Here is a 25,243-nt window from a genome sequence, read left to right as displayed (position 1 = left end):
TTGATGAAGACGAAATTTCAATAGCGAAAAGCTGCTTTTTTTATCAATTCTGTTACTCTGCGATTATAAAGGCACTGACACGAATTATCTAATGAAAGCGACACCTTATAAATTTAGCGTAACGGCACTTGTTTTTACTACTTTAATCGGATTATCGGGTTGCGGTCAAAGCGGTCCGCTTTATTTGCCTGAACAACAGGCTAAAAAATCAAACCAACCGAAAGCAGCACAAGCAAACCAGCCTGAAGCAGAACAACAGGAGCGTTAAAATGGATTATTTCAATTATCAAGATGGCGAACTATTCGCTGAAGATGTCGCCATAACCACTATCGCTGAGCAATATGGCACTCCTTGCTATGTCTACTCGAAGAAGACTTTAGCACGGCACTATCACGCTTTTACGGACGCCGCAGCTGGTCATCCCCACTTAGTGTGCTACGCAGTAAAGGCGAATTCAAATATCGCCGTGCTGAACGTCTTGGCTGAGCTTGGTTCTGGTTTTGATATCGTGTCGAAGGGTGAACTTGCGCGAGTGCTAAAAGCAGGGGGAGATCCTCGAAAAGTCGTTTTTTCTGGTGTTGCGAAAACGGAAGATGAAATCGCGTTTGCACTTGAGACTGGGATTAAATGCTTTAATGTTGAGTCGATTGCGGAGCTTCACCGCATCAGTGAAGTGGCAACCAGACTGGATAAAATTGCGCCAATTTCATTGCGTGTAAACCCAGATATCGATGCAAAAACTCACCCCTATATTTCAACCGGGTTAAAAGAGAACAAATTTGGTATTGATATCAAAGCCGCATTTGATGTTTACCAGCTCGCTTATGCCCTACCGGGTTTAAAAGTGGTTGGGATCGACTTCCACATCGGCTCGCAGTTGGTTGAGGTTAATCCATTTTTAGCGGCGTTAGATAAAGTGCTGGCTCTAATCTCTCAACTTGAAAAAGCGGGGATTTACTTGCATCACCTCGATATCGGTGGCGGTCTTGGCGTGCCTTATGACGGTGAAAAACCGCCGCATCCGAGTGCTTATGCTGCAGAGATTAAAGCACGATTGGCGCAGTTCAATGATCTAGAACTCATTTTTGAGCCAGGTCGTGCGATTGCTGCTAATGCCGGTGTGTTGGTGACTAAAGTCGAATTTATTAAGCCAACCGAGCATAAGCATTTTGCCATTGTTGATGCTGGCATGAACGACATGCTGCGCCCATCGCTTTATCAGGCTTGGCAAAATATCGTGCCTGTCATACCGCGAGATGATGTTGACGCGATAACTTACGACGTGGTTGGCCCAGTCTGTGAAACGGGTGACTTTCTAGGTAAAGACCGAGTACTTAAAATAAAGGCTGGCGACTTGTTAGTACAGCGCAGCGCAGGCGCTTATGGCTTTACCATGAGTTCAAATTACAACTCTCGCCCCCGCTGTGCGGAGGTCATGGTTGATAACAACCTACACCATCTAATCCGCCAAAGAGAGCCGTTAGAATCTCTGTGGCAATATGAACAACTACTGCCACAATAATCGACTTGGATACATCCTTGGGATGCAAAACAAGGCTTAATGTCAAGCCCGCTTCCCTAGCCGAAGTATCCATGGCAAAGTATTAGTAAAGTGAGGCCATGGTTTTATACCAAAAGATAACCACTCTATGTTTATAAACTTTTCAAAAATGCATGGTTTAGGCAACGACTTTGTGGTGATAGATAATGTCACCCAAAATGTGTTTTTGTCTCGAGACCAAATTAAGAAGTTAGCAGATCGCCACTTTGGAATTGGCTTTGATCAGCTATTGATGGTTGAAGCGCCTTATTCCCCGGACTTAGATTTTCATTACCGTATTTTCAACGCTGATGGTAACGAAGTTGAGCAGTGTGGTAACGGTGCTCGCTGTTTTGCTCGTTTTGTTCGCATGAAGGGCTTAACGAACAAACACAAAGTTTGTGTCTCTACAAAGGGCGGCAATCTCACCCTTTATACCGAAAAAGACGGCCAAGTTACCGTGAATATGGGCAAACCAAACTTTAACCCACAAGCCATTCCATTTCGTGCAAACAAACAAGAAAACACCTATATTTTAAGAGCCGACGAACATACGGTGTTTTGTAGCGCGGTTTCTATGGGCAATCCTCATGGCGTGATTATTGTCGATAGTGTAGAAACCGCTGAGGTAGCGACACTTGGGCCGCTCCTTGAACACCATGAACGTTTCCCACAAAAGGCCAATATTGGCTTTATGGAAGTCGTTTCTCGTGAACACGTTAAGCTACGTGTTTGGGAGCGCGGTGCTGGCGAAACGCTTGCCTGTGGCACAGGAGCATGTGCTGCCGTAGTCGCAGGCATAATGCAAAGCAAGTTAGAAGAAACCGTTAGGGTCGACCTACCAGGTGGCAGTCTTCAAGTACGTTGGGGCGGTCAAGGCCAAGTAGTGAAAATGACCGGGCCGGCGGAGCATGTTTTTGATGGGCAAATCGCAATATGACCATAAAAGAAGCAAATTCGACTGAACAATTAGTCATTGAGTACCTGCGCAAGCATCCTGATTTTTTGCTCAGACACCCTTATGTGCTATTGGATTTGCAGCTACACCACCAGCAGCAAGGGCTCCCAAACCTTGCTTTGCACCAACAGCGGATGCTCCGCGACGAAGTCAACTCACTACAGCAGCAGATCAAAGACATGGTCCATTATGCAAAAGCCAACGAGCTGATTTTCAAGCAATTGAGTGAATGCCAATTGGCTATCATGCGTTGTACAGAGTTGAGTGCAATCAATCATACGTTAGCACAGCGCTTTGAGGACCACCCGGACATCCAAGCATGTAAACTCATCAACATCGATGATACGCTTTTGGAACTAGTGTCAGCTAAACTGAGCAGTAACAACTGCTACTTAGGACGACTCAGCCAGTCACAAGCTGAACTCTTGTTTGCCGGTATTGAAGTGGGCTCGGTGGCACTTTACCGCGTTGATGCGTCGGACCAGGGTCGCTTTATTCTGGCCTTTGCTAGCCGCTCACCAGAACACTTTTCGCCACAACACGACAATATGTTGATCACGGCTTTTATTCAAACATTATCGCTTAAGCTCGAAGCGCTGGCATGAGCCTAAGACCACTACCTGAAGATTGGACTCAACCCGTAACCGCCTTTATGGCACACTTGCGCCACGAAAAGCACTACTCAGAACATACACTCACCCAATACAAAACTCAGCTGATCCAAGCAGCGCAGTATTTTAGTGATCACGCCCCTTCTTGGCTTGAAGTTAGTGGCGATCAAGTTCGCCGCTACAGTATGAAGCTTCGCGGCCAAAATTACAGCCCAAGAACCATCAATCTTAAGCTCAGTTGTATTCGAAGCTTATATAAATTTCTCAAGCTCAAGTCACAGTCGCAACAGGCTGTCGTCAATCCCGCACAAGGGATCCGAGGACCTAAGTTTCAAAGACCATTACCAAAGAACCTTGATGTTGACCAAATGGGACAACTTCTTGAAATTCAGGCAGATGATGCGCTTGCTATTCGTGACAAAGCCATGATGGAATTAATGTACTCCAGTGGTTTGCGATTAAGCGAATTGGTTGGCGCTAACCTATTGGACGTCAAAGACGGTGAAATACGCGTGCTTGGTAAAGGCGGTAAGGAGCGTGTTGTGCCTGTCGGCGGCAAAGCGCTAAACGCGCTAGCTGATTGGCTCAAAATAAGGCCGCAATTTGCAACATTGGAAGAGCCTGCGCTTTTTGTGAGTAAATTAAAACGCCGGATCAGTCCTCGCCATGTCCGCGCAAGAATGAAAGAATGGGGCCTGAAACAAGGGGTTAGTACACCTATTCACCCCCATAAACTGAGGCACTCGTTCGCCAGCCACATGCTAGAATCCAGCGGTGACTTACGCGCGGTACAAGAGATGCTTGGACATGCCAGCTTATCAGCCACTCAGGTCTACACCCATTTAGATTTTCAACACTTAGCAAAAGTGTATGATAGCGCTCACCCAAGAGCGAAAAAGCAAAAAGACGAGTAACAATGCGATTCAATAAGCCCATTTCAGACATTGCCGCCATCAGTTTTGATTTAGACGATACGCTATACGACAACAGGCCTGTTATCATTGCGGCCGTTAACGCCATGACAAAACACCTGGATGCTATTCCCGAGTGGCAAGCGAAAGGAGAGGCATTCTGGTCTCAATGTCGAAGCGAAGTGCTCAAACAAAACAGTGCGCTTGCAGAAGATGTGACAAAGTGGCGTCAAGTGGCACTTGAGTGGGGCTTCACAGCACTGGGGTTTGATACCGCAACAAGTAAACAGCACGCACTACAGGCTTATCAAGCCTTTGCCGATGCCCGCAGCAATATCACGGTCAGCGACGCCGTCATCAACCTGCTTGCTCAGTTACGCAGCCAATATCACATCATTGCTATCACTAATGGTAATGTCGAGATAGATAAATTTAATCTTCGCGATAGTTTTGACTTAGTGCTTCGCGCCGGAATTGATGGCCGCGCCAAACCTCACCCTGAGCTTTACCAGCTTGCCTGCCAGAATTTTAACCTTGCACCACATCAACTTCTGCATGTTGGCGATAGCTTAGATACCGATGTACAAGGAGCACACCGTGCCGGCTGCCCTAGTGTTTGGCTTCGCAATCAATTTGTGCCATACCAGTACAAAGGATTAGCCAATGTGGAAATCGATGACATACAAATGTTAAAAAAGATGATGTAATGTTTCCTTTCATGCGGTTGCATTCGGTGCTTGAATAACGTACTAATATTGACTTCCAAAAAACGATAATAATGGAAGTGAAATATGTCATCACAGGACACAACAAGTGATACAGGCTTTTTTGGTCATCCAAAAGGCCTACAGACTTTGTTTCTCACCGAGATGTGGGAACGAATGAGTTATTATGGCATGCGTGCCATGTTAGTACTTTTCATGACAGCCACCTTACAGCAAGAAGGTCTTGGCTTCACCGTTGCCTCAGCTGCCGCAATATATGGCCTCTATACTGGTTCGGTTTATTTCTTAGGCCTACCGGGAGGCTGGATAGCAGACCGTTTATTAGGTGGCCAACGTGCGGTTTGGTACGGCGGCATTATCATTATGTGCGGCCACATCATTCTTGCCATCCCAAGTCAATTTTCCTTTTTTGTTGGCCTTATCTTTGTTGCCAGTGGAACCGGTTTATTAAAACCCAATATTAGCGCTATGGTTGGCCAGCTTTATAACGATGAAGATAACCGCCGCGACAGTGGCTACGCGATTTACTATATGGGGATCAACCTTGGGTCTGTGATCGGCTATGCGGTATGTGGTTACTTTATGGAAAACGTTGGTTGGCACTGGGCCTTTGGTGCAGCCGCAGTAGGCATGGCAATCGGTTTAGTCAATTATCGCCTAACAGACAAACACATCGCTACCGTTGGTAATGCGCCAACTAACCCAATGACGGGGAGTCAAAGTACTAAAGCTTGGGGGGCGATAGCTATAGTTATTACAGCTGTTGCAGCAATAACGGCAGCGGCGTTTACAGGTGTTTTAGTGATTAATCCTGTAGAGCTCGCAAAATATGTTGCGATTGCTTTTACTGTCACATTCTTTTTGTATTACGGTTATATCTACTTTGGCGGTAATCTTGATGCCGATGAAAAGCGCCGGATGTGGGCACTGTTTTTGGTTTGCGTTGCGTCCACTTGTTTTTGGTCTGGTTTTGAACAAGCAGGCTCATCGCTTAATCTATTTGCCCGCGATTACACCGACAGATTAGTAGGCAGTTTTAGTATTCCAACCGCTTGGTTCCAATCAGCCAACGCTTTTTTCATTATCGTGTTATCTCCTTTCTTTGCTGCGCTATGGATTAACTTGGCTAAGCGGATGATCACGCCAACCTATAGCGTGAAATGTGCGATTGGCCTTATCATCATGGCGAGCGGATTTATTGTGATGTTTTTCGCTTCCCAATATGCAGCCCAGGGCCTGCAAGTGGCGCCAATGTGGTTGATCAGCACTTACTTTCTGCACACTGTGGGTGAGCTTTGCTTAAGCCCTGTGGCGTTAAGCGCAGTAAGTAAGTTATCTCCCAAGCGTTTTGCAGGGCAAATGATGGGGGTTTTCGTACTGACTTACTCAATTGGTAATATCTTCTCGGGTCTGCTCGCCGGTAGCTTTGATCCGAATAATATCGAAGACTTACCCAACCTGTACCTTCAAATTGCACTATTTACTATCGGTATTGGTGTATTTGTCGGTGTACTTGGCCTAAAAACCAAGCATTGGGAAAAGCAATCTGAAAAGCCGCTGACAGAGCAAACGGCTTAGATAAAATGCAGATGTAGGAGTGATAACTTCTACATCTTCTCAAATTCAGCAGAAACAAGCTGACCATCATAAGATTTGAAATGACCAACCCACTGCTTAGCAGTGACCTCAATTGTGCCGTAAAAGTCCTCAATATCTCCTATCAAAGAGGCTTTGTTTTCAGGGTCTAAATAACGTACTCCATAAAATTCCCAAGGTGAAAGCACGCTTTTCATATCAGCAAGTCCAATTAGATTTGCATTAGATAATGACCAAGATTCAAGTAGTTTGACCGAAGTCACCTTTCCAAGCTTATTTAATTCAACTAGCTGGTTACAGCCAGTGTAAAACACCGTTTTTGCATCCACGTTCTGCCATTGAGCTAGACTTTGCTGGTGCTGCTTTACAAACTCGTCTATATCACTTTGACCTTTATAACAGCTAAGTGCGACTGGGTCGGTGACATTAAATTCACCAACCTTTAGGCCAGAAAGCTTAGTCTTTGGCTCTTTGGTGTATTTACCCTCTTGATAAAATGTCGCGCCGGAAAAATCGCTTTTAATAGCTGCTACCATCTTTTCGCTCAATGCAGCATTTGTGATTTCAATGGCTTCGCCTTGAATGTGACTTGCTAGGTTAATGTCGTAAATATTAATGAGATTGGCGAGACTTGAAGGCAACAGATTGAAAGCATATTGATAGCCTACAAACCGATTATTTTCGAATAGCAACGCATGATTTCTGCCAATGGTTGCAAGCTTTTGCCGTGCGTTGAGTGGCCAAACTAATGTAAAACGCCCAACTTTTTTCTCAGCAACAGCATAGGTATCGCCCAACTCAATACCAAAGACTTGTTTTTGGGATATTACCGTATCATCAACTTGCGTTGATTTACGCACAAACGCATTCCGGTTTGGGTCTATTTCCACGTTAAAGGTAATTCGTTGAGTTTTACCTGAAAACGATGTGGCGGTTATCATGTCATAGTTTTTAGCGGTGATGACTTCCGAAGTCTCACAGGTAGTAACTGGGTAAGCGACAATACGACCAGAAACATTCACTTCTTTAGAGGTGTCTTTAAGACGCTCTTTAAGCACCACTCTATCTACGATAACACCATGCGGATAAGCTTGCGCTTTAGTCGAAAGCATCTCGAATAGCTTCAACTTTACATCATCGCTCAACTCACCTGCTACTTTTCGAACTTGCCTACTACTTGGGTCTCTGCCTGCAACTGCATAAATTGAGTCAGAACTTTGGGTAAATAACTCTATTGGCTGAGCCGATTCATCAAGCCGACATTCACTTCCTTTCATAAATATCTGTGTTGCATTTACTGATGTAGACAACATGCACATGCTTAACAACTTAACTTTATTATTCATTCTTGCTCCCTGTTTAATTAGTCATCATTTAACTTAACGTAAATCGACACAAACCTGTAGTTTTTCATTCGCCTTTGCTACTGTACTGACTCGTTCAAAAAGGGGTTCCATAATCTATGTCCAAAGTTATGATCACCGGCGCAACCGGCCTGCTTGGCCGCGCACTCTGCCAAGAGCTAAGTAGTACTCACGAGATTCTAGGGTGTGGCTTTAGCCGAGCAGCCGCACCACTTCACAAGCTTGATTTGGCTGACCACAATTCGGTTTTAGATTTCTTAGATAATCATAGCCCTGAGATACTTATTCATGCCGCAGCAGAACGCAGACCAGAACAATGTGAACAAGACCAAGCGGCAACGCTTGCGCTCAATGTTGCAGCAACCGAGTTCTTAGCCCAAGCCTGCCGCAAAAGAGATATTCGATTTTTCTTTATTAGTACTGACTATGTGTTTGACGGCACCTCAGCACCTTACGTTGAAACAGATATCACTAATCCTGTGAACTTCTACGGCCAAACCAAGCAAGCTGCGGAGCGTGCCATACTGGCGGATAGCGCATTACACACCATAGTACGAGTGCCAGTTTTATACGGCGAGGTAAAAACGCTGGAAGAATCTGCGGTAACCGTTATTGCAAAACAGCTGTTAGCCACCCCTGCTTCAAGTCACGACCACTGGGCTACTCGCTACCCAACCCATGTCAGTGATATTGCACTAACGCTCAAAGATATTATCGCACAGCCTAGCCTTGGTGGGATTATTCATATCAGTGGCAATCAAGCATTCACTAAGTATGAAATGGCGCAGGTCATGGCGCAGGCTTTGCAGCTACCGACGCAAGATCTCGTACCGCTGAGCCAACCGAGTGACGATGCCACAAGACCACAAGATTGCGCTCTGAAAGACACAAGGTTGATTGATTTGGGGATTTCTCACCAACGCGATTTTGCCACCGCAATAGCTGAAGTGCTCACAAAACATATATGACGCTTACAGTAGGTCATTACGGCCAAAGGGTACTTCCAGCGTATTATCATCTGCTGATACTGGGTGCCCTATCATTTCGTCATAAGCACTTTGATGCCTAATCACCATTTCTAGGTAGCTAATATCAAGCAGACGTTTTTGAATTTGCAGCGGGTTGTGTGCTTTTAAAAATTCGCCATTTTCCTCCGTGACATAATATTCCACGTTATTAATAAGCACGCTGACTTGATAAAGCGCTAAATCAATGGAATGCACTATTACCTTTTGCAGTGGTTGATGCTGTTTTAACTTTGAAAACGCAATAGCCATTGATAGTCTCCCATGCATAGATCCAAACAGTTTGTTGCCCTACAATACGCGCTGTTATCTCTTTTTGATCATGTGAATGTCTATGTCCTATCCGATGCGTTTGGCTAAATATCTCAGCCACTGCGGTGTTTGCTCTAGGCGACAAGCGTCTCGCCTAATTGATACAGCAAGAGTGACTGTAAATGGCCGCTTGGCCAATCACATAGATCATATCAATTTGACCGATTGCATTATGGTCGATGGTGAACCGGTCGCGCCGCCACAAGCGAGAAGACTCTTTGTTTACCATAAACCTGTTGGTATAGACTGCAAAGTAAACCCAGATGACCCTGCCAGTATCTACCATGTACTACCAGAGTCATGTCGTGTGTATCCAATAGGTCGGTTAGATAAAGACAGTCGAGGATTACTACTCCTCACCAATGATGGGGCACTGTGTCAGCAATTAATCCACCCAGACCATCATCAAGAGAAAGAATATGAGGTGCAAGTTGATAAGCCTCTGGACCCAGATTTTTGCCTTAAAATGGCAGCCGGCGTGCCAGTGAAGGGGCAAATAACCCTGCCCTGTACTGTTGAACAAATCGCTCATGACCGCTTTAGAATAGTGTTACGCCAAGGGCTCAATCGCCAGATCAGAAGAATGGCACATTACTGTGGTTATCGGGTTATCGATTTATACCGAGTGCGTATTGCAAACTTAGCATTGACACAATTGGAGGTTAACTCTGCTGAAGTGAAAGAGATTTCAGCAGAGTTAATTCAATTGACCTAAGTGTAAAGTCGCGCAAAGAACGACTACAAACCACACACAACAATAATGGCAATGGCACAGCCAAGTCCGAGCGCCCATACGATAGAACGCAGCACATCAATATTCGCCCAATACAGCACACAATACAGTGCTCGTGCGACAATATGTCCGATGGCTAGCCATTCGACCAGAGGAGTATAGGTTTGGGTGCCGAACGCAACGGCCAAGGCGACAGCAAAAACAGCTAATGATTCAAAGCAGTTTTGATGCGCAGCCAGCGCTCTTGCTCCAAGCCCTGTCAGTTTCTTTTGCTGTTCACGTGGGTGCTTGTTGTCATAGCCCCCTTCTTTGTTCATCGCCACTGCCACAGGAATTTTGGCAAAATAAGGTAGTAAGATGGCAAGAATTGCACAGATGATTAGTATACCCACAAGATACTCCTTCAACCTTTTGATTATTCAACTCAGTAGAGCAGAATAGCGTTAAAAAGAAAAGCCATAAGTGGATACGTGATACCCGAACCTATGGCCCAATCTTGTAGCATCGATCTTAATCATATCGTGATAATTAAAATTAACCATGTGGCAAATTGTCGCGGTACCAAGTCAGTAGTGCAATCTGCTATCACCTTAAGTAAATGAATTATTTTCACTATCACGATAATTCATTTATCCAGATAAGCTCCGTTCCGGTATGCTGATTTACATTTGAGCATTGTAGGGACAGTTTTTATGTGGATTTTATTCACCTTGCTAGCTGCTTTTTCTCAGGCTTGGCGAAATGCCTTTCAGAGCAAATTGAGTGAAAGCGCCTCCACAGCCAGTGTCACCCTAGCAAGATTTATTCTAGCCAGTCCACTCGCAGGGTTATATCTATGGAGTCTTTACCTGATTGCTCCCGCAGGGCCACTTGTCATTAGCAATGATTTTCTTGCCTATGTACTGGGAGCCAGTGTCATGCAGATCATCGCGACGGGGTTAATGGTGGTGCTGTTTAAGCAGAGTAATTACGCCATAGGTGCTGGACTTGCGAAGAGTGAGGCACTCGTGGCGGCAATTTTGGGCGTGCTCTTTTTTGGCTCTAGCTTAACTCTACTTGGTTGGCTTGGTGTCTTTATTGGTGCCATCGCGGTGTTGTTATTAAGTGGGTTTAGCCTGCGTGCTTTCAATGGGAAAACCGCACTAGTGGGACTTGCCTGTGGAACAAGCTTCGCGCTCACTTCTCTTTGGGTACGTGAAGCCAGTATCGCATCGGGCCTACCTTTTCCTTACAGTGCAGCCTGGGTGTTATTGTTAGTACTGGTTTGCCAAACTGTGATGTTGAGTATGTATTTGACGATACGCGAAGCACACTCTTGGCGCGTACTGTGGCAACGCCGCAAACTGACGCTGGCCATTAGTGTTAGCAGCTGCATCGGTTCTATAGGCTGGTTTAGTGCAATGAGCCTAGAGCATGTAGCGTACGTAAAAACACTCGGCCAAATCGAAGTGTTTTTCACTTTGCTTATCTCTTTCTTATGGCTCAAAGCACCGGTAAGGAAGCGCGACTCAATGGGACTCTTACTCATCGCCATCGCCGCTATTTTGGTTATGCTAACTTAAGTACCACAACCCCACTGATGATAAGTAACACGCCCAAGTAGCGCATAAAACTACTTGGGTCACCGTAGAAAAAGATACCCACTAAGAATGTGCCAGCCGCGCCAATACCCGTCCACACCGCATACGAGGTACCCAGTGGAATTTGTTTTTGTGCCAGCCATAACATCCAACCACTCAAGGCCATAAAACCAACGGCTATCACTATACCTAACCAACGAGTATCGGCTTGCTGAGCCATTTTCAGACCAACGGGCCACCCTATTTCAAACAAGCCAGCCATAATTAAATAAACCCACGCCATACTATTTTTGTTTCAACTCCACAGAATACAGGTCTTTTCTTCGGTCTCGTAAATTACGCACCGTTCCTTCACTATGCAATATTTTGAGTTTATCTAAGTCTAAGTCACTAAATAACAGCATCTCTGTATTTGGTGTTGCTTCGTTGAGCGCGGCATCATGAGGAAAAGCAAAATCCGATGGCGTCAACACCGCTGACTGGGCGTACTGCACATCTAGGCTTTCTACCTGTGGCAAGTTACCAACGCTTCCTGCGATAACAACGTAGCATTCGTTTTCAACCGCACGGGCCTGCGCGCAGTGCCTTACCCTTAAATAGCTGTTTTTTGTGTCAGTCCAAAATGGTACAAACAAAATATCCAGCCCTTTTTCAGCCATGATCCGCGATAGCTCTGGAAACTCCACGTCGTAGCATACTTGGATCCCCACTCGGCCCGCATCCGTATCGAACACTTCAATTTTATCGCCACCTTTGATAACCCAATCGTAGTCTTCGTGAGGAGTAATATGAATTTTACGTTGTTCATCCACTTTGCCGGAGCGGTGACACAAGTAACTGACGTTATAAAGTTTATCGCCCTCAAGTAGCGGCATAGAGCCCGTGATAATATTGGCATTGTACTCAATCGCCATTTGCGACATAGCGGCTCTAAACTGCTCTGTATACGTTGCTAATGCTCGGATAGCTTCGGTCTGATTTTTATAGCTTCCAAGGCCCATTAGGGGCGCGTTAAAAAATTCAGGAAACAGGATAAAGTCACTTTGATAATCAGAGACTGTGTCCACAAAATACTCTACCTGTTGCATGAGCTCCTCTACCGATTCCACCCGGCGCATTTGCCACTGTACCGCCCCTACTCTGACAATGGTTTTTTTACTTTCGATCACAGTATCGGTAGGCTCGAAGAGAATGTTATTCCACTCCAACAGCGTCGCATAGCCTTCGGAGTCTTGATCTTCCGGTAGATATTGTTTCAACAATCGCTTTACTTGGAAATCGTTGGCAAGTTGGAAGCTTAGAATGGGGTCGTGTAATTCTTTATGGTCGACTTTGTTTATATACTCCATTGGCGACATGCTGCTGCGGAATTGCTTATAAAGCGGGATCCGACCACCAGCTAAAATCGCACGTAAGTTGTACTGACGACAAAGCTCTTTACGGGCATCATACAGTCGCCGACCGAGACGCAGACCACGGTGGCTTTTGGCTATCACTACATCAAGTCCGTACAGTGCATCGGCATTACTATCACTGAAGATTCGGCTATGCGCATCAACAATATCTTCATAAGTATGTGGGTTAGAAAAGGTTTGATAGTCAACTTGAACACTCAACGCAATACCCACTATACGATCGCCATCTTTCACGCCGATCTGTCCCTCAGGAAACTGGTCAATCAACCTAAATATCGTATGACTAGGCCAAGCACCACCAAGATCAGGGTAAGCTTCATCCATTAATGACTTGACCTGATCGTAGTCAGACTTTTCTAAGTTACATAGCGTGATCCGCGCTTTTTCTATAGACATATCAACTCCAAAGCTTATGTTATCTAACTTTCTCTCACTCTACTACAGCCAACCTTGCTGAATGCTGAGCGAATAAACTGAGCTTAGGCCAAATAGACGGCAAATCACAATAGAGCTTCTATACTTATTTTATTGTGAACACCACAAGAGCTTACGTTTGACTAAATACCACCCTTACAGCAAACCAGACCAAGTAGAAGCATTAAAATTTGCATTATTACGACGCGTGGCTTTGTATTGCATGTGGCTACATGCCGGTCTTATAGGTGTGTTTTGGCATCTAGAGGTGAACATACTCGCTTTGGTCAATGTGTGGAGTGTGCTGATGTGGTACACCGGAATTAAACTCATTGATGCGAGTAAACCCTCTATCGCACTGCGGGTTTTCTGTCTAGAAGTGGCCATACATGCAACACTGGTATGTGCCTACTTAGGTATGTCACTTGGATTTCAATACTACCTCTGGACAGTATCTTGCCTTATGTTGTTAGATTACCAACTCAGGTTACGTAATGCCGTTATTTATTCCGTTGTGTTGATCACACTATTCGCAGCCTTGGAGTTGTTGTTCGGTGATATTGCCTATCAATATCGCTATCAACAGTTGCTCCCGTACGTGCATTTTGCCAACGTACTCATATGCGGTATACCCATGATTTATACGATCAGCCACATACGAAAAATGACGGTGCAACAAAGAGATAAATTAGAAGAACTCGCTGCACACGACCCACTCACACAAATGTTCAACCGCCGCTATGCGCGCGAGCTTATCACTCACGCGAAAGAAAGCTGTATCTCTACTCACTCTCCTTTATGTTTAGTAATGGCGGATATTGACCACTTCAAAAAAATCAATGACACCTTTGGCCATGACAAAGGAGATCAAATCTTAAAAAGCGTGGCCGAAACGATTAAAGCACATATTTACCCTGCGGATATTGCCGTTCGTTGGGGCGGCGAAGAGTTTTTAATCGTGCTGGCACCTTGCTCTTGCGGAGAGGCAATGCAGCGTATGGAAAAGTTACGACGAGCCGTTGAAGCCATAAGCTTTGAAAACGAAATTCTTAAAGTCACCATGAGTTTTGGCGTTGCCAGTTGGGATCCCAGCCAATCTTTTGAGGTCATCATTCAACATGCCGATGCAGCACTTTATGACAGCAAACACTCTGGACGAAACCGGATTACTGCAGCACCGATTTTGCGCGTATCGGAGGGAGTAAGTTAACTCCCTCATACATTCTATAAATTTATTTTACTTAGAGGAATTAGGTGTGATAACTATCTGATGGGTTATTTTGCTTGGTAACAGAGGAGTATCTCCCCCTTCGGCATAGTCATTAAACCCAGTACGATAAAATGGCGATAACGGATGTCCACTTTGGCCACCAGCAACCGTCAGAATCGCATTTTCTAAGTGACCAGGCTGAGCAATAAAACGCTGTGACGCACCAAATGCTTTACCTTGCACCGCTGGCATAAAGGTATCACCAAAGGCCTGCGTAGTTGGCATATCCAATAACCCACTGAGCATTGGCATTTGTTTGGAGAATGGGTGCTGCACTTTGAGTGCATTCACATCACCCCAACGCCAAGCCGCCATATTACTGCCGTAGCGCTCGCTGAGTTTTTGCTTAGCGAGTTGATATGCTGCCAGCTCGAGTTCATTCCAGCTGCTATGCGCGCCAAGCCAGCTATTTGGCTGCTCAGTTAACAGCTGCCAAAGGCCTGGTTCGAAATAACCTTTAACAGATTTCAGCGACAAGCTCTGCGTTTGTAAATATTGCTCTAACGGCGCATATAGAGTGTCTATCAACGCATTACGATAGGCTTTCACTAAAGTGTAGCCAACCGAATCTGCGCAAGCGCAACCCTGCCAATCTTTAAGTAGCCTTAAGTCTTTTTCAAAAGACGTTGAGTCTTGCGTTTGCAATAACTTGACTAAGCGCTCATGCCACGGCGTTAAAAACTTTGCTTGGTTATCCAATTGTAACTGATAAAAATCGGCTTCACTGAACACTTGTTTACTTATCAAACCGTCCCGGATCTGTACTGCACGCGCTCCCGGTGCGTAGCCTCCATCCCCAAAGCGCTGATTATCTTCGGTAGACACAACTCGAGCGTTTGCAGTCCATAACTTACCGCTTTCTGGGTTTTGTACCACCGGGCGAATGCGCTCGTTGTTTTGCCAAGCAGATTCATATTCTTCCTGCTTCAGCGCAGTGTCACGAGCAAACTTGCGAGCGGGAATAGCACCTATCGGCGTCCACGCAGCACTACCTTGACTATCGACTACCACCAAATTTTGGACTGGAATGCCAACATTTTTTGCGTGCGCAGTCGCTTCTCCAACTTCAGAAAACAGCTCAAACTGTAAAAGCTCTAAATTGACTGCATAAGGCTGGTGCGCAACCCAGCTGAGCGCGAACTTTTTATCACCTACCTGTTTTACTGGGCCAAAGGCACTCATTTCCAACTGATAGGTATGCACCTCACCGCTGGGTAACATAATCTCTTCAGCAATCTGCTGTGTTTTGGTGTCGCTATTAAGTTCAACCCAATCGGCAGCATCTAAATAGCCATTCGTAAACCCCCATGCGATGTGATGATTGCTACCAACAACAATAGCAGGTGCACCAGGTAAAGACACACCTGTTACTTGTACCTCTTTGCCTCGCTCCTGATAGTTTAGCTGTGCGCGATACCAAATTGATGGCACGGTTAAGCCCAAATGCATATCGTCCGATAACATTGCTGCTCCCGTTTTCGTTAGCGCACCAGTTACCGCCCAGTTATTACTACCATAAAGTGGTATATCTTCAATATGCGAGGGTTGATGTTGTGCCAGCTGAGGCTCGATAACCGGAATTGCAGCAGTTGGTGCGGTTATTACACTGCCATCCAACGCAGCTTGATGGTGACTGGGCTGCAAAATGAAATCGAGCATACCTTGACCGTACTGCTGCTTAAGAGCTATCAAAGCTTCATCGCGTTCAAAGTTTGCCGTTTGTAGATCTAAATACATACTGAAAATAACCAGCAAACTATCCTCTGGCAGCCAAGGTTTTGGCGTAGCTCCAAGTAACAAATACTCAAAGCTAGTAAATCCAGACTGCGCCCGACCATCATTTACGCCTTGCGTGTAACGTTCAAGCATTAGTTGATATGATTCCGGTAAAGACATCACAATAAGCTTTGCCCGCTTCCTAAACTGATGAAATCGCATGCTTTCATCAAGATTTATTGCTGCTGAGCCGAACAACTCACTCAACTCACCTGCCGCATTACGGCGCAATAAATCCATTTGAAAAAAGCGATCTTGACCATGCGCAAAACCTAAGCCATAAGATGCATCCGCTCGCGAGTCCGCCGACACCACCGCTTGCCCTATCGCATCTCGCGCGATCGTCACGGTACTATCTATCGTGGTAGCACTTCCTTTTCCATCAAGCGCAGGTAAACTCAAAGCTAGCAGACCATAGATAGTGGCAGTCCCTAATAATACGAGTAACAGCAGTACAACAACAATTCGTTTAATCCAAGTAAGCATGGCTATCCTTTCACAATGTATTCAGCGCTAATTTATGTCTAGAAGATATATCATGTCATCAGCCAATAAACCAATATTCTCGACTGTGTCACAGATATAAGGCAATCAGGTTAAAGCGTTTTATTTTAGTCAATTAGATTTCGCTTTGTGAGGACTGAACTATAGTTAAGTCATCATCTTAAACACAGAAGCACCATGATCTCTGAACTATCAACATCACCACTTAAATTTCGCTTTGTAAAATATAGCTTCTGGCTGTTGCTAGTCGTGATCATCGCGGTGGCATGGTATGTTGATCAAGTAAACTATCGCCGCTTAATCGCGATAGAAAAGAGCCGCTCAACTGAGGAAGTAAATGTCTACCGTACCAAAATGGAAGGAATTTTGGCAAAAAATGTTCAATTGGTCAGAGGGTTAGGTATTGCACTTTCAGATCAGTCAGAGCTATCTCAAGCTCGCTTCGAACAGCTCGCGAGACCACTTTTCGACAGCAGTCAAATTCTGCGAAACATCGGGGCGGCGCCAGGTATGCGGCTCGATTACATCTACCCTTTGAAAGGCAATGAAAAAGCCGTAGGCCTAGACTATCAAACTCATCCCACACAAAAATACGGTGCGTTACTCGCCAAAGAGAGTCGTGAAATCGTGATGGCAGGACCTCTAGAATTGATTCAGGGTGGCACAGGGTTAATTGCTAGAGTTCCTGTCTACACTGAAAAAACTCAGTTCTGGGGACTGCTCTCTGTTGTACTCGATATGGATAACCTCTATCAACAAGCGAACTTTACTGCTCTTGAAAGTCAATATCTCATTGCAATTCAAGGCGTCGATGGCAAAGGCCGAGAGGGAGATTATTTTTACGGCAATCCCGATATTCATGCGCTCGCGCCTATCTCTTTTAAGGTTAACGTCCCCTCAGGTGAGTGGGCGCTTTATGCGGTGCCTCGTATAGGCTGGCATCCAGAAGCAACCGCAGTGTGGCCTTTTCGCCTCGCCATCATCGCACTTATTATTATCGTTGTTGGCGCATTTATCTTTATAAATCAACTCCTATCGCAACTCCAGCGCAATGCGCTGTCGCTTACCAATATGGGTATGCTTGCTGAAGTTGGTGCTTGGGAAATCAACATCAAAACCCGAGATATTATTTGGTCAGACGTCACCCGTAATATTTTTTGCGTACCAAGACAGTTTCAACCTACTTGGATGAACACTACTGAATTTTTTAAAGCCGGTTTGCACAGAAAGCGTTTGCAAGACTGTGTGGATGACTTGATAAAAACAGGCCATGAGTTTGAAGAAGAATTTATCATCCAGACGCACGATATTCGTAAACTTTGGGTGTTGGTGAAAGCGCGCGCTATTCGCCGTGGCAAACGCACTACCCACATTTTTGGTTCGATTCAAAATATTCATAAACGAAAGATGATGGAGATAGAACACGATAAGTTTGCCAAAAACAATGAGCTGCTTGCTTATTTGAGCTCACATGAAGCCATTTTAAATAACCACCTAAATCAGGCCTTATCACTATGCGCAGACGCTTGTAAAAAAGGAGCTGAGGTCAATAGAGTTAGTATTTGGCAGTTTAACGATGATAAAAACCTCTTAATACCCGTGTGTTTTTCGCATGCAACCGCAGATAGTCTTGAACATTTTCCCCCTTGGCGAAAAGCGATAGCGTCTGAGTTCTTTAGTGAAATCGAAAAAGGCCAATTAATCGCAGCTGAGCAAGCAAAAACCCATCCAGCAACGATGGCTCTGACCACAACTTATCTTGAACCTTTTGAAATTAAAGCAATGCTCTGTTGTCCAATCAGCCATAAGAATCAAAACCTAGGCGTACTCTGTGCCGAGTATGACGTCGTGAGCCCTGCTTGGGGCCAAAGCGATATCCGTTTAATAAAATCTATTGCCGCGATGTTAGGTAGCTTATTTATTAATAAGGTACATCAAAAGGCAAAAAATCAAGCCATCATTGACAAAGACTTAGCAGAGCAATCTGCAAAAATGAAAGCTGAGTTTTTAGCTAGCATGAGTCATGAAATACGCACCCCCCTCAATGGTGTGATGGGTATGGTTGAGCTCGTCATGCACTCACAGCTCACTCCGACTCAACACCACCAGCTATCTTTGGCGCATGGCTCAGCGAAATCTTTGCTCACCATCATTAATGATATTCTCGACTTCTCAAAAATCGAGGCTGGTAAACTAACGATAGAGTTTGTCGAGTTCGATCTTATCGAGATGCTAAGTAGTATGTTGTCAGGGTTTGTAAACGCCGCAGATACCAACAATAACCGACTACATATCGATTTATCTGGTATGAAAATCCAGTCCGCGCAAACGGATCCCAACCGCCTCAAACAAATTCTCAATAACTTGTTAAGCAATGCGATTAAATTCACCCATGATGGTTCGGTGACATTAAGTTGTCATACCGAACAAGCGGGCGATCAAACTTGGCTATGGTGCAGTGTGGAAGATACCGGTATTGGCATTTCAAAGGATAAGCTCAATAAAGTGTTTGATTCATTTACCCAAGCTGATTTATCAACTACTCGGCAATATGGTGGCACAGGGCTTGGTCTCACCATTGCAAAGCAGTTATCGCAATTGCTCGGTGGCGACCTACAAGCATTTAGTAAGGAACACGTTGGCAGCACGTTTTCCTGCAATGTGCTTTTGACAGAAGCTAAGCCTATTACCGTGCATGAGAAATCAGACAATTCAACACTATATATCTTAACCGATACCGACGAAGACTACAGTAAACTACTGAAGCCTTGGCATATTACGTGTTTACACATGCAGCAACTTGATATGCTCATGACACAACTACAACAACCATCCTCACATCTTGCTGTTATTTTGGATGCTAAGTTACTCGATGCTGCGCCGCGTAAGATGCAACAAGCTCTCAAAACCCAGCTAGCACAACAACAAATCGTTCATGTGATTGCCTTTGAACAGCAAAGTCGCGAAACGCTCTCGTTATTCTCCTCTTGTGAGCAGATATACTACCCCATTACACCTCATGCAGCGCTTCAGGTTTTCAACTCTGATTATCAAGATCCAGACAAGCCGAAATACGCCAAAACTGACTCATCAAGCGGCACTAACCCCCTGTTAGAATGCTCAATCTTATTGGTAGAAGACAACCGGATAAACCAAACCGTTGCGATGACGATGTTAGAGCGTCTAGGCGCCAAAGTGGTCTGTCAAGAAAATGGGGAGTTAGCACTTGCACACTTACAATCAACTAGCAAATCTTATGATGTGATTTTAATGGATTGCCAGATGCCAGTGATGGATGGTTATCAAGCAGCACAGCAAATCCGCCAAGGTGTTGCTGGAAAAACCCATCAGCATAGCGTGATCGTAGCGCTAACCGCCAATGCGATGCAAGGAGACAGAGAGAAATGCCTTGATGCAGGTATGGATGACTATCTCACCAAACCCATTGACTTTGAAGCACTAAAAGCCAAACTTCTACAAATAAAACCACAGCAAACAACTCAGACGCCTTCGCCTACAGTCCAACAAAGTTAGTTCATGCGCTTTGCTACAGCTAAGATTGGTATTATATTGCTACTATCAAGATGATGTTATTCATCTCATTAGCAACAAAAAATAAGGAAAGTGATGCAATTAGATACTCAAGAGCAACGTGTACTGGGTAGCTTAATCGAAAAGCAAGTCACCACCCCAGAACAATATCCAATGTCACTCAACGGCCTTACCAATGCGTGCAATCAAAAATCGAATCGCGAGCCGGTGATGGAACTCTCTCAAAATGACGTACTAGACACACTGACCCGCCTACAAGAAAAACGCTTAATTACCTGTGACGAGGCACTGTCAGGTCGCGTCGACAAGTATAGTCAGCGTTTTTGTAACAGTGATTTTGGTCACCTTAAAGTCAACGCAAAACAAAAAGCGATTATCTGTTTATTGTTATTGCGTGGCCCACAAACCCCCGGTGAACTGCGCACCCGCAGCAACCGTCTCGCAGAATTTAGTTCCGTACAAGATGTTGAATCAACATTAAGTGCGATGCAAGAACATGATTATGTGGTTAAGCTCGCCAGAGAGCCTGGAAAACGAGAAAGTCGATATCAACATTTGTTTGGCGATCAAGTAGTTGAACCTGCAGTCACCTCAGCAGAATCTTTAGCAGGCACACAAAATGACAGTGAAATCGAAAGCTTGATTGCAGAAATTGAACAATTAAAGCAAGAACTCGCCACCATCAAAGCACATTTAGGGCTTTAAAAAGCGCGTCAGCACCAACATAATAGAGGTTTGTCGCCCCGATAGTATTGAGGAACCAGTATGCGTGAAGCAATCATGGCCGAAATGAAAGTTCAGCCAATTATTGACCCAGAATTTGAAGTCAAACGACGTGTCTCATTTTTAAAAGCACGATTACAAGCCTCTGGCTGCTTCACCCTTGTGCTCGGCATAAGCGGAGGGGTTGACTCTTCAACCTGCGGCCGTCTATGCCAGCTAGCTATTGATGAGCTTAATGCTGAACATGATACCGGGGCTTATAAATTTATTGCTATGCGCTTGCCGTATGGTGTTCAAGCTGATGAAGATGAAGCTCAACTAGCACTTGAGTTTATCCAACCTAGTCAGCGCTTAACAGTCAATATCAAACCTGCAGCTGATGCCATGCACGAGCAGGCGCTCGCTGCTATGGCGGGTGGAAGCATATCACTGCCTTCACAAGCCAGCGTGGATTTTATTAAAGGAAATGTAAAAGCACGCCAGCGCATGGTTGCGCAGTATGAAATCGCTGGCCTGACTCGTGGTTTAGTGGTCGGCACCGATCATAGCGCTGAAAACATCACCGGCTTTTACACCAAGTTTGGTGACGGCGCCTGCGACTTAGCGCCCTTATTTGGCTTGTCAAAGCGCCAAGTTCGCGCACTAGCTGCTTTTCTCGGAGCACCTGCTGGATTAGTACATAAAGTGCCAACAGCCGATCTTGAGTGCGACCGCCCAGGCCTTTCTGACGAAGAAGCGCTGGGACTAAGCTATGACAATATTGATGACTTTCTTGAAGGTAAGCCCGTTAGTAGCGAAGTGAGCGACAAACTTATTGCCATCTATCAGCGTACACAACACAAGCGTCAACCAATTCCTACGGTATACGACGAACAATAGTATTGTTGGCAGGAGATAACTAGTTAATTATTCATCCTGCCCCCTAACCTCTCAATTCACAAGGTGATTAACTTATGAGCCCAGCAGCTGCACCTATTTTAATTACTGGTGGCGCACAGCGCATTGGACTTGCTTTGGTGAAACACTTTCTCGCTAAACAGCAAGCCGTCATACTGACGTATCGCACCAGACACCAAATTATCGATGAACTAGAATCGCTAGGTGCCATTTGTATCAAGGCTGATTTTGACGAGCCAGAAGCAATCACGCAGCTCAACAATCAAATTCGTGCTCATACCAGCACCCTCAGTGCTATCATCCACAATGCATCGAGCTGGGATTGTGAAGCTAACAACCCTGATTTTTCAGCATTATTCGATAATATGATGCGGATCCACGCTAAAGTCCCTTATTTGATCAATCATGCCTTGAGCGATTTATTGACTGCCAACAATAACGTCAGTGATGTGATCCATATTACTGACTATGTAGTAGAAAAAGGCAGTCCAAAACACATTGCCTATGCCGCTAGCAAAGCTGCATTAGATAACTTAACTCGGTCATTTGCCGCTAAGTTTGCACCTAAAGTCAAAGTGAATAGCATCGCACCTTCTCTCATCATCTTTAATCAAGACGATAGTGATGAGTACAAGGCAAAAACTTTGAAAAAGTCTATTATGGGAATTGAGCCTGGTAGCAAAGAAGTTATCAATAGTGTCGACATGATACTCTCTAGCAACTATATGACAGGACGCACGGTACAAATCGACGGTGGCCGCCATTTGAGGTAACGCATTATGCAAGACAAATTACAACAGAGTTATAAAACGATTATTGAAGCCGTGGGTGAAGATGCAGACCGCGAAGGGTTATTAGACACACCAAAGCGCGCAGCGAAAGCGATGGAATATCTGACTCAGGGTTACCGTCAAACACTGGATGAAATCACCAATAACGCGGTATTCAGCTCGGATGCCGATGATATGGTGCTGGTCCAAGATATAGAATTGTACTCTATGTGTGAGCACCACCTTCTACCTTTCGTTGGTCGTTGCCACATTGCTTATATACCTAGCGGTAAAGTGCTTGGCTTATCTAAATTTGCCCGAATTGTTGATATGTTTGCCCGTCGATTTCAAATCCAAGAACAGCTAACTCATCAAATCGCCAAGGCCGTTGAGGAAGTCACTGGCGCAAAAGGCGTTGGCGTGATCGTTGAAGCCAAACATATGTGTATGATGATGCGTGGAGTTGAAAAACAAAACTCTAGCATGCGAACGTCAGTCATGCTTGGTAACTTTAGAAGCGACCCCAAAACCCGCAACGAGTTTTTACAGTTAGTGAAAGGATAAACACGCTATGTCGAATGCCATTATCAAGGTGACAAATTTAAGATTACGTACCTTTATTGGTTTTAATCCCGAAGAGCGGGAGAAAAAGCAAGATGTCGTGATCAATATTGAAATTCACTACCCAGCTGATACGGCATGTTTAGATCATGATAACGTGGCCCATGCGCTTAATTACAAAACGGTAACTAAAGCGGTCATCACGCGAGTAGAAGAAGGCCACTTTTTGTTACTTGAGAAGTTAGTGGCTGACATACTCGCTGAATGTCATCAACATCAAGACGTGACCTATGCAAAAGTCACCGTAGATAAGCCACACGCTTTGCGTTTCGCTGACTCAGTGTCGCTCACACTTGATTGGCACAGGAACTAAGCGAGCTGACACTGGTAGTTCCCTCCTTGCCTTCAGAGCTTATGAAGCCACCTGAAGAGCAAGGTAGATCACTAGAGCATAACGGGTACCTTTACCGAGCGCGACTAACACAAAAAACCACCCAAAAGAGGTCCGCAAAGATCCAGCGACCACAGTTAAAGGATCACCGACTATGGGCAGCCAAGCAAATAGCAATGAAAACTTACCGTAACGATTAAACAACCCACAAGCCTTATCGTACTGCTTTTGAGAAACTGGAAACCAGCGCCTATCCCGCCATTTAACGATAAACCAACCAAGATAATAGTTAATACAGCTACCAAGTAAATTTCCCGCTGTAGCGGCCAGCCATAACCAAACCAGTTCGCCCTGTTGTTTCGCAACAAGCCCACTCAGTGCTAGCTCAGACGACGCAGGTAATAGGGTTGCAGCAATAAAAGCAAGCCCAAATAAAGAAAGGTAAATCATATCTACGGCTACAAGAAATTGGACTTTAAGAAATCATCTAAGTGGGGCAATATACTGAAATGCGTGCAAGACTTCAAAAACACTGACACGGCAACAAGGAATAGACATGAAAACAACAATAAAAATGTTACTACTCAGTACTGTACTCACTTCCGGATTAAGTGGCTGTAAAGCCTCAAACGAGGCGCTACCACAAGCAGCTGATGACTATCAGACCTACATCCATACCGGTGACATCTTCAAGCACTTGCAATTTACGGATATAAAAAACCAAACCATTCGGTTCGATACTAAACACAAAAAACTCGTAATTTTATTCGCGACGTGGTGCTCTGATTCGCAGCGTCTATTGAGCGAACTAAAACAATCGGAACTACTCACCCAAGCAGATTTAACCATCGTTGCCATCGGCCGAGAAGAAAATAACACTACGCTTGAGCAATTCAACGAAGCCATGCAATTGCCCATACATCTTGTTGCCGATCCCAATCGAGATATTTACAACACGTATGCCAACAAAGGCATTCCAAGAGTCATCTTGCTTGATGAGCATAACCAAGTGATGCAAACCCTCATCGGTGAGCAACCCAACACTTTATCAAAACTAAACTGGAATTAACGAGGTAACTATATGAATCCAGAAGTCGTTAGCATTCTCACGATGGCCAAAGTTATCCAAACCGCCGTTGCCCCTGTATTTTTAATTACGGGTATTGCTGCGACCTTAGGAGTGCTATCAAACCGTTTAGCACGGATCACAGATAGAGCTCGTTTACTTGACCGAAAGATCAATACCACGCAAGATGAAGAGCTAAAAATGCACTTTAGTCGAGAAATGCGTGCACTGCTAAAACGGTCTCGCTTTATTCACGTTGCATTTAGCATGAGTGTACTCAGTGCGTTGCTTGTATGTGCAGTGGTTATGCTACTGTTCATGTCACACTTGTACAGTATGCCATTAGGCATTACTTTATCGTCTTGTTTTATCGCCGCTATGGTGCTGCTCATTGGCGCATTTGTCTCTTTGCTTGGAGAAATCTTTTTAGCCACCCGCAGTATGCGCAGGGGTATGATATTCAAAGACATAGAGAGCTGACTATTTAAAACTAGCTGCCTCCGTCACAGGGCACTAATCGCAGTTATTTGATTATATTTGTAATTTAC

General features: G+C 44.9%; 26 protein-coding genes. 19 read left to right on the top strand and 7 right to left on the bottom strand.

From position 1 onward, the window contains the following. Window positions 1-91 precede the first annotated feature (91 nt). The 7 genes from L1D50_RS03675 (at window position 92) to L1D50_RS03645 (ending at window position 6,324) form a co-directional block, all read left to right on the top strand. On the top strand, window positions 92-268 hold the full coding sequence (locus L1D50_RS03675) for a lipoprotein (protein ID WP_010604229.1): 177 nt from the start codon (window positions 92-94) through the stop codon (window positions 266-268). 1 nt (window position 269) lies between these two features. Next, complete coding sequence (gene lysA, locus L1D50_RS03670) at window positions 270-1,523, top strand: diaminopimelate decarboxylase (RefSeq protein WP_239965546.1); 1,254 nt, start codon at window positions 270-272, stop codon at window positions 1,521-1,523. 127 nt (window positions 1,524-1,650) lie between these two features. Further along, complete coding sequence (dapF, locus tag L1D50_RS03665; protein WP_138523324.1) at window positions 1,651-2,481, top strand: diaminopimelate epimerase; 831 nt, start codon at window positions 1,651-1,653, stop codon at window positions 2,479-2,481. Further along, on the top strand, window positions 2,478-3,104 hold the full coding sequence (locus L1D50_RS03660; RefSeq protein ID WP_138523326.1) for a DUF484 family protein: 627 nt from the start codon (window positions 2,478-2,480) through the stop codon (window positions 3,102-3,104). Before dapF ends, L1D50_RS03660 begins: the two co-directional genes overlap by 4 nt. Continuing rightward, a complete protein-coding gene (locus L1D50_RS03655; RefSeq protein ID WP_239965545.1) occupies window positions 3,101-4,024 on the top strand; it encodes a tyrosine recombinase XerC in 924 nt (307 codons plus the stop codon). Before L1D50_RS03660 ends, L1D50_RS03655 begins: the two co-directional genes overlap by 4 nt. Window positions 4,025-4,026: 2 nt before the next feature. After that, window positions 4,027-4,728, top strand: coding sequence for an HAD-IA family hydrolase (locus tag L1D50_RS03650; protein WP_239965544.1), 702 nt, complete (start codon window positions 4,027-4,029; stop codon window positions 4,726-4,728). Between the two features lie 84 nt (window positions 4,729-4,812). Continuing rightward, on the top strand, window positions 4,813-6,324 hold the full coding sequence (locus tag L1D50_RS03645; RefSeq protein ID WP_239965543.1) for a peptide MFS transporter: 1,512 nt from the start codon (window positions 4,813-4,815) through the stop codon (window positions 6,322-6,324). Between the two features lie 29 nt (window positions 6,325-6,353). Here the strand turns inward: L1D50_RS03645 and L1D50_RS03640 are convergent, their stop codons facing one another. Further along, window positions 6,354-7,688 carry a hypothetical protein gene (locus L1D50_RS03640; RefSeq protein ID WP_239965542.1) on the bottom strand — a complete coding sequence of 445 codons (1,335 nt, stop codon included), beginning with the start codon at window positions 7,686-7,688 and terminating at the stop codon, window positions 6,354-6,356. 116 nt (window positions 7,689-7,804) lie between these two features. Between L1D50_RS03640 and L1D50_RS03635 the strand changes: the two genes are divergently transcribed. After that, complete coding sequence (locus tag L1D50_RS03635; protein ID WP_239965541.1) at window positions 7,805-8,674, top strand: SDR family oxidoreductase; 870 nt, start codon at window positions 7,805-7,807, stop codon at window positions 8,672-8,674. Between the two features lie 3 nt (window positions 8,675-8,677). Here L1D50_RS03635 and L1D50_RS03630 read toward each other — a convergent pair whose 3' ends face one another. Beyond that, the gene (locus L1D50_RS03630; RefSeq protein ID WP_128725278.1) at window positions 8,678-8,983 is read right to left on the bottom strand and encodes a DUF6482 family protein; all 306 of its coding nucleotides are present in this window, start codon (window positions 8,981-8,983) and stop codon (window positions 8,678-8,680) included. Window positions 8,984-9,065: 82 nt separating this feature from the next. Between L1D50_RS03630 and L1D50_RS03625 the strand changes: the two genes are divergently transcribed. After that, window positions 9,066-9,758 carry a pseudouridine synthase gene (locus L1D50_RS03625; protein ID WP_239965552.1) on the top strand — a complete coding sequence of 231 codons (693 nt, stop codon included), beginning with the start codon at window positions 9,066-9,068 and terminating at the stop codon, window positions 9,756-9,758. Between the two features lie 23 nt (window positions 9,759-9,781). Here the strand turns inward: L1D50_RS03625 and L1D50_RS03620 are convergent, their stop codons facing one another. Then, window positions 9,782-10,168, bottom strand: coding sequence for an MAPEG family protein (locus L1D50_RS03620; RefSeq protein WP_039491002.1), 387 nt, complete (start codon window positions 10,166-10,168; stop codon window positions 9,782-9,784). A gap of 300 nt (window positions 10,169-10,468) precedes the next feature. On the opposite strand from L1D50_RS03620, the gene L1D50_RS03615 reads away from it, so the two are divergent. Beyond that, complete coding sequence (locus L1D50_RS03615) at window positions 10,469-11,338, top strand: multidrug transporter (RefSeq protein WP_128725280.1); 870 nt, start codon at window positions 10,469-10,471, stop codon at window positions 11,336-11,338. Here the strand turns inward: L1D50_RS03615 and L1D50_RS03610 are convergent. Both L1D50_RS03610 and L1D50_RS03605 read right to left on the bottom strand, forming a co-directional pair. After that, window positions 11,325-11,639: a multidrug efflux SMR transporter gene (locus L1D50_RS03610; protein WP_010604216.1), complete on the bottom strand. Its 315-nt coding sequence runs from the start codon at window positions 11,637-11,639 to the stop codon at window positions 11,325-11,327. The genes L1D50_RS03615 and L1D50_RS03610 overlap by 14 nt on opposite strands. Window position 11,640: 1 nt before the next feature. Beyond that, window positions 11,641-13,167 carry a bifunctional GNAT family N-acetyltransferase/carbon-nitrogen hydrolase family protein gene (locus L1D50_RS03605; protein WP_128725281.1) on the bottom strand — a complete coding sequence of 509 codons (1,527 nt, stop codon included), beginning with the start codon at window positions 13,165-13,167 and terminating at the stop codon, window positions 11,641-11,643. A gap of 157 nt (window positions 13,168-13,324) precedes the next feature. Between L1D50_RS03605 and L1D50_RS03600 the strand changes: the two genes are divergently transcribed. Next, window positions 13,325-14,395, top strand: a complete 1,071-nt coding sequence (locus L1D50_RS03600) for a GGDEF domain-containing protein (RefSeq protein ID WP_138523342.1) — start codon at window positions 13,325-13,327, stop codon at window positions 14,393-14,395. Window positions 14,396-14,422: 27 nt separating this feature from the next. On the opposite strand, the gene L1D50_RS03595 is transcribed toward L1D50_RS03600, so the two are convergent. Beyond that, window positions 14,423-16,717 (bottom strand): penicillin acylase family protein, encoded by a 2,295-nt coding sequence (locus tag L1D50_RS03595; protein ID WP_239965540.1) that lies wholly within the window; start codon window positions 16,715-16,717, stop codon window positions 14,423-14,425. A 195-nt stretch (window positions 16,718-16,912) separates the two neighbouring features. Between L1D50_RS03595 and L1D50_RS03590 the strand changes: the two genes are divergently transcribed. From L1D50_RS03590 to folX, 6 genes are all read left to right on the top strand, one after another. Continuing rightward, window positions 16,913-20,269, top strand: a complete 3,357-nt coding sequence (locus L1D50_RS03590) for an ATP-binding protein (RefSeq protein ID WP_239965539.1) — start codon at window positions 16,913-16,915, stop codon at window positions 20,267-20,269. Between the two features lie 93 nt (window positions 20,270-20,362). After that, window positions 20,363-20,992, top strand: a complete 630-nt coding sequence (locus L1D50_RS03585; RefSeq protein WP_128725285.1) for a DUF480 domain-containing protein — start codon at window positions 20,363-20,365, stop codon at window positions 20,990-20,992. Between the two features lie 60 nt (window positions 20,993-21,052). Further along, on the top strand, window positions 21,053-21,889 hold the full coding sequence (gene nadE, locus L1D50_RS03580) for an ammonia-dependent NAD(+) synthetase (RefSeq protein ID WP_128725286.1): 837 nt from the start codon (window positions 21,053-21,055) through the stop codon (window positions 21,887-21,889). Window positions 21,890-21,963: 74 nt separating this feature from the next. Continuing rightward, window positions 21,964-22,680 (top strand): dihydromonapterin reductase, encoded by a 717-nt coding sequence (gene folM, locus L1D50_RS03575; RefSeq protein WP_128725287.1) that lies wholly within the window; start codon window positions 21,964-21,966, stop codon window positions 22,678-22,680. 6 nt (window positions 22,681-22,686) lie between these two features. Then, the gene (gene folE, locus L1D50_RS03570; protein ID WP_128725288.1) at window positions 22,687-23,241 is read left to right on the top strand and encodes a GTP cyclohydrolase I FolE; all 555 of its coding nucleotides are present in this window, start codon (window positions 22,687-22,689) and stop codon (window positions 23,239-23,241) included. Between the two features lie 7 nt (window positions 23,242-23,248). Next, window positions 23,249-23,611: a dihydroneopterin triphosphate 2'-epimerase gene (folX, locus tag L1D50_RS03565; RefSeq protein WP_128725289.1), complete on the top strand. Its 363-nt coding sequence runs from the start codon at window positions 23,249-23,251 to the stop codon at window positions 23,609-23,611. A gap of 39 nt (window positions 23,612-23,650) precedes the next feature. On the opposite strand, the gene L1D50_RS03560 is transcribed toward folX, so the two are convergent. Further along, the gene (locus tag L1D50_RS03560) at window positions 23,651-24,079 is read right to left on the bottom strand and encodes a YqaA family protein (protein WP_128725290.1); all 429 of its coding nucleotides are present in this window, start codon (window positions 24,077-24,079) and stop codon (window positions 23,651-23,653) included. Between the two features lie 106 nt (window positions 24,080-24,185). Here L1D50_RS03560 and L1D50_RS03555 point away from each other — a divergent pair, with 106 nt between their 5' ends. Together L1D50_RS03555 and L1D50_RS03550 are read left to right on the top strand one after the other, a co-directional pair. Next, window positions 24,186-24,698, top strand: coding sequence for a thioredoxin-like domain-containing protein (locus tag L1D50_RS03555; RefSeq protein WP_138523352.1), 513 nt, complete (start codon window positions 24,186-24,188; stop codon window positions 24,696-24,698). Between the two features lie 12 nt (window positions 24,699-24,710). Next, the gene (locus L1D50_RS03550; protein ID WP_017219384.1) at window positions 24,711-25,175 is read left to right on the top strand and encodes a DUF2721 domain-containing protein; all 465 of its coding nucleotides are present in this window, start codon (window positions 24,711-24,713) and stop codon (window positions 25,173-25,175) included. Window positions 25,176-25,243 lie beyond the last annotated feature (68 nt).

This window comes from Pseudoalteromonas sp. Isolate6 (assembly GCF_022398435.1).
Lineage (GTDB): Bacteria > Pseudomonadota > Gammaproteobacteria > Enterobacterales > Alteromonadaceae > Pseudoalteromonas > Pseudoalteromonas galatheae.
Note: the sequence above shows the minus strand (reverse complement) of the source record. Positions and strands in the feature narration are given on the sequence as shown.

What these genes read in the sequence shown, in the direction of transcription:
- L1D50_RS03595 (WP_239965540.1), bottom strand. Translation starts at nt 16,717, where the DNA reads ATGCTTACTTGGATTAAACGAATTGTTGTTGTACTGCTGTTACTCGTA.
- L1D50_RS03615 (WP_128725280.1), top strand. Translation starts at nt 10,469, where the DNA reads ATGTGGATTTTATTCACCTTGCTAGCTGCTTTTTCTCAGGCTTGGCGA.
- dapF (WP_138523324.1), top strand. Translation starts at nt 1,651, where the DNA reads ATGTTTATAAACTTTTCAAAAATGCATGGTTTAGGCAACGACTTTGTG.
- folX (WP_128725289.1), top strand. Translation starts at nt 23,249, where the DNA reads ATGTCGAATGCCATTATCAAGGTGACAAATTTAAGATTACGTACCTTT.
- L1D50_RS03590 (WP_239965539.1), top strand. Translation starts at nt 16,913, where the DNA reads ATGATCTCTGAACTATCAACATCACCACTTAAATTTCGCTTTGTAAAA.
- L1D50_RS03625 (WP_239965552.1), top strand. Translation starts at nt 9,066, where the DNA reads ATGTCCTATCCGATGCGTTTGGCTAAATATCTCAGCCACTGCGGTGTT.
- L1D50_RS03610 (WP_010604216.1), bottom strand. Translation starts at nt 11,639, where the DNA reads ATGGCGTGGGTTTATTTAATTATGGCTGGCTTGTTTGAAATAGGGTGG.
- folE (WP_128725288.1), top strand. Translation starts at nt 22,687, where the DNA reads ATGCAAGACAAATTACAACAGAGTTATAAAACGATTATTGAAGCCGTG.
- L1D50_RS03635 (WP_239965541.1), top strand. Translation starts at nt 7,805, where the DNA reads ATGTCCAAAGTTATGATCACCGGCGCAACCGGCCTGCTTGGCCGCGCA.
- L1D50_RS03660 (WP_138523326.1), top strand. Translation starts at nt 2,478, where the DNA reads ATGACCATAAAAGAAGCAAATTCGACTGAACAATTAGTCATTGAGTAC.
- L1D50_RS03640 (WP_239965542.1), bottom strand. Translation starts at nt 7,688, where the DNA reads ATGAATAATAAAGTTAAGTTGTTAAGCATGTGCATGTTGTCTACATCA.
- L1D50_RS03650 (WP_239965544.1), top strand. Translation starts at nt 4,027, where the DNA reads ATGCGATTCAATAAGCCCATTTCAGACATTGCCGCCATCAGTTTTGAT.
- L1D50_RS03560 (WP_128725290.1), bottom strand. Translation starts at nt 24,079, where the DNA reads ATGATTTACCTTTCTTTATTTGGGCTTGCTTTTATTGCTGCAACCCTA.
- L1D50_RS03605 (WP_128725281.1), bottom strand. Translation starts at nt 13,167, where the DNA reads ATGTCTATAGAAAAAGCGCGGATCACGCTATGTAACTTAGAAAAGTCT.
- L1D50_RS03655 (WP_239965545.1), top strand. Translation starts at nt 3,101, where the DNA reads ATGAGCCTAAGACCACTACCTGAAGATTGGACTCAACCCGTAACCGCC.
- lysA (WP_239965546.1), top strand. Translation starts at nt 270, where the DNA reads ATGGATTATTTCAATTATCAAGATGGCGAACTATTCGCTGAAGATGTC.
- L1D50_RS03550 (WP_017219384.1), top strand. Translation starts at nt 24,711, where the DNA reads ATGAATCCAGAAGTCGTTAGCATTCTCACGATGGCCAAAGTTATCCAA.
- L1D50_RS03555 (WP_138523352.1), top strand. Translation starts at nt 24,186, where the DNA reads ATGAAAACAACAATAAAAATGTTACTACTCAGTACTGTACTCACTTCC.
- L1D50_RS03675 (WP_010604229.1), top strand. Translation starts at nt 92, where the DNA reads ATGAAAGCGACACCTTATAAATTTAGCGTAACGGCACTTGTTTTTACT.
- nadE (WP_128725286.1), top strand. Translation starts at nt 21,053, where the DNA reads ATGCGTGAAGCAATCATGGCCGAAATGAAAGTTCAGCCAATTATTGAC.
- L1D50_RS03630 (WP_128725278.1), bottom strand. Translation starts at nt 8,983, where the DNA reads ATGGCTATTGCGTTTTCAAAGTTAAAACAGCATCAACCACTGCAAAAG.
- folM (WP_128725287.1), top strand. Translation starts at nt 21,964, where the DNA reads ATGAGCCCAGCAGCTGCACCTATTTTAATTACTGGTGGCGCACAGCGC.
- L1D50_RS03645 (WP_239965543.1), top strand. Translation starts at nt 4,813, where the DNA reads ATGTCATCACAGGACACAACAAGTGATACAGGCTTTTTTGGTCATCCA.
- L1D50_RS03585 (WP_128725285.1), top strand. Translation starts at nt 20,363, where the DNA reads ATGCAATTAGATACTCAAGAGCAACGTGTACTGGGTAGCTTAATCGAA.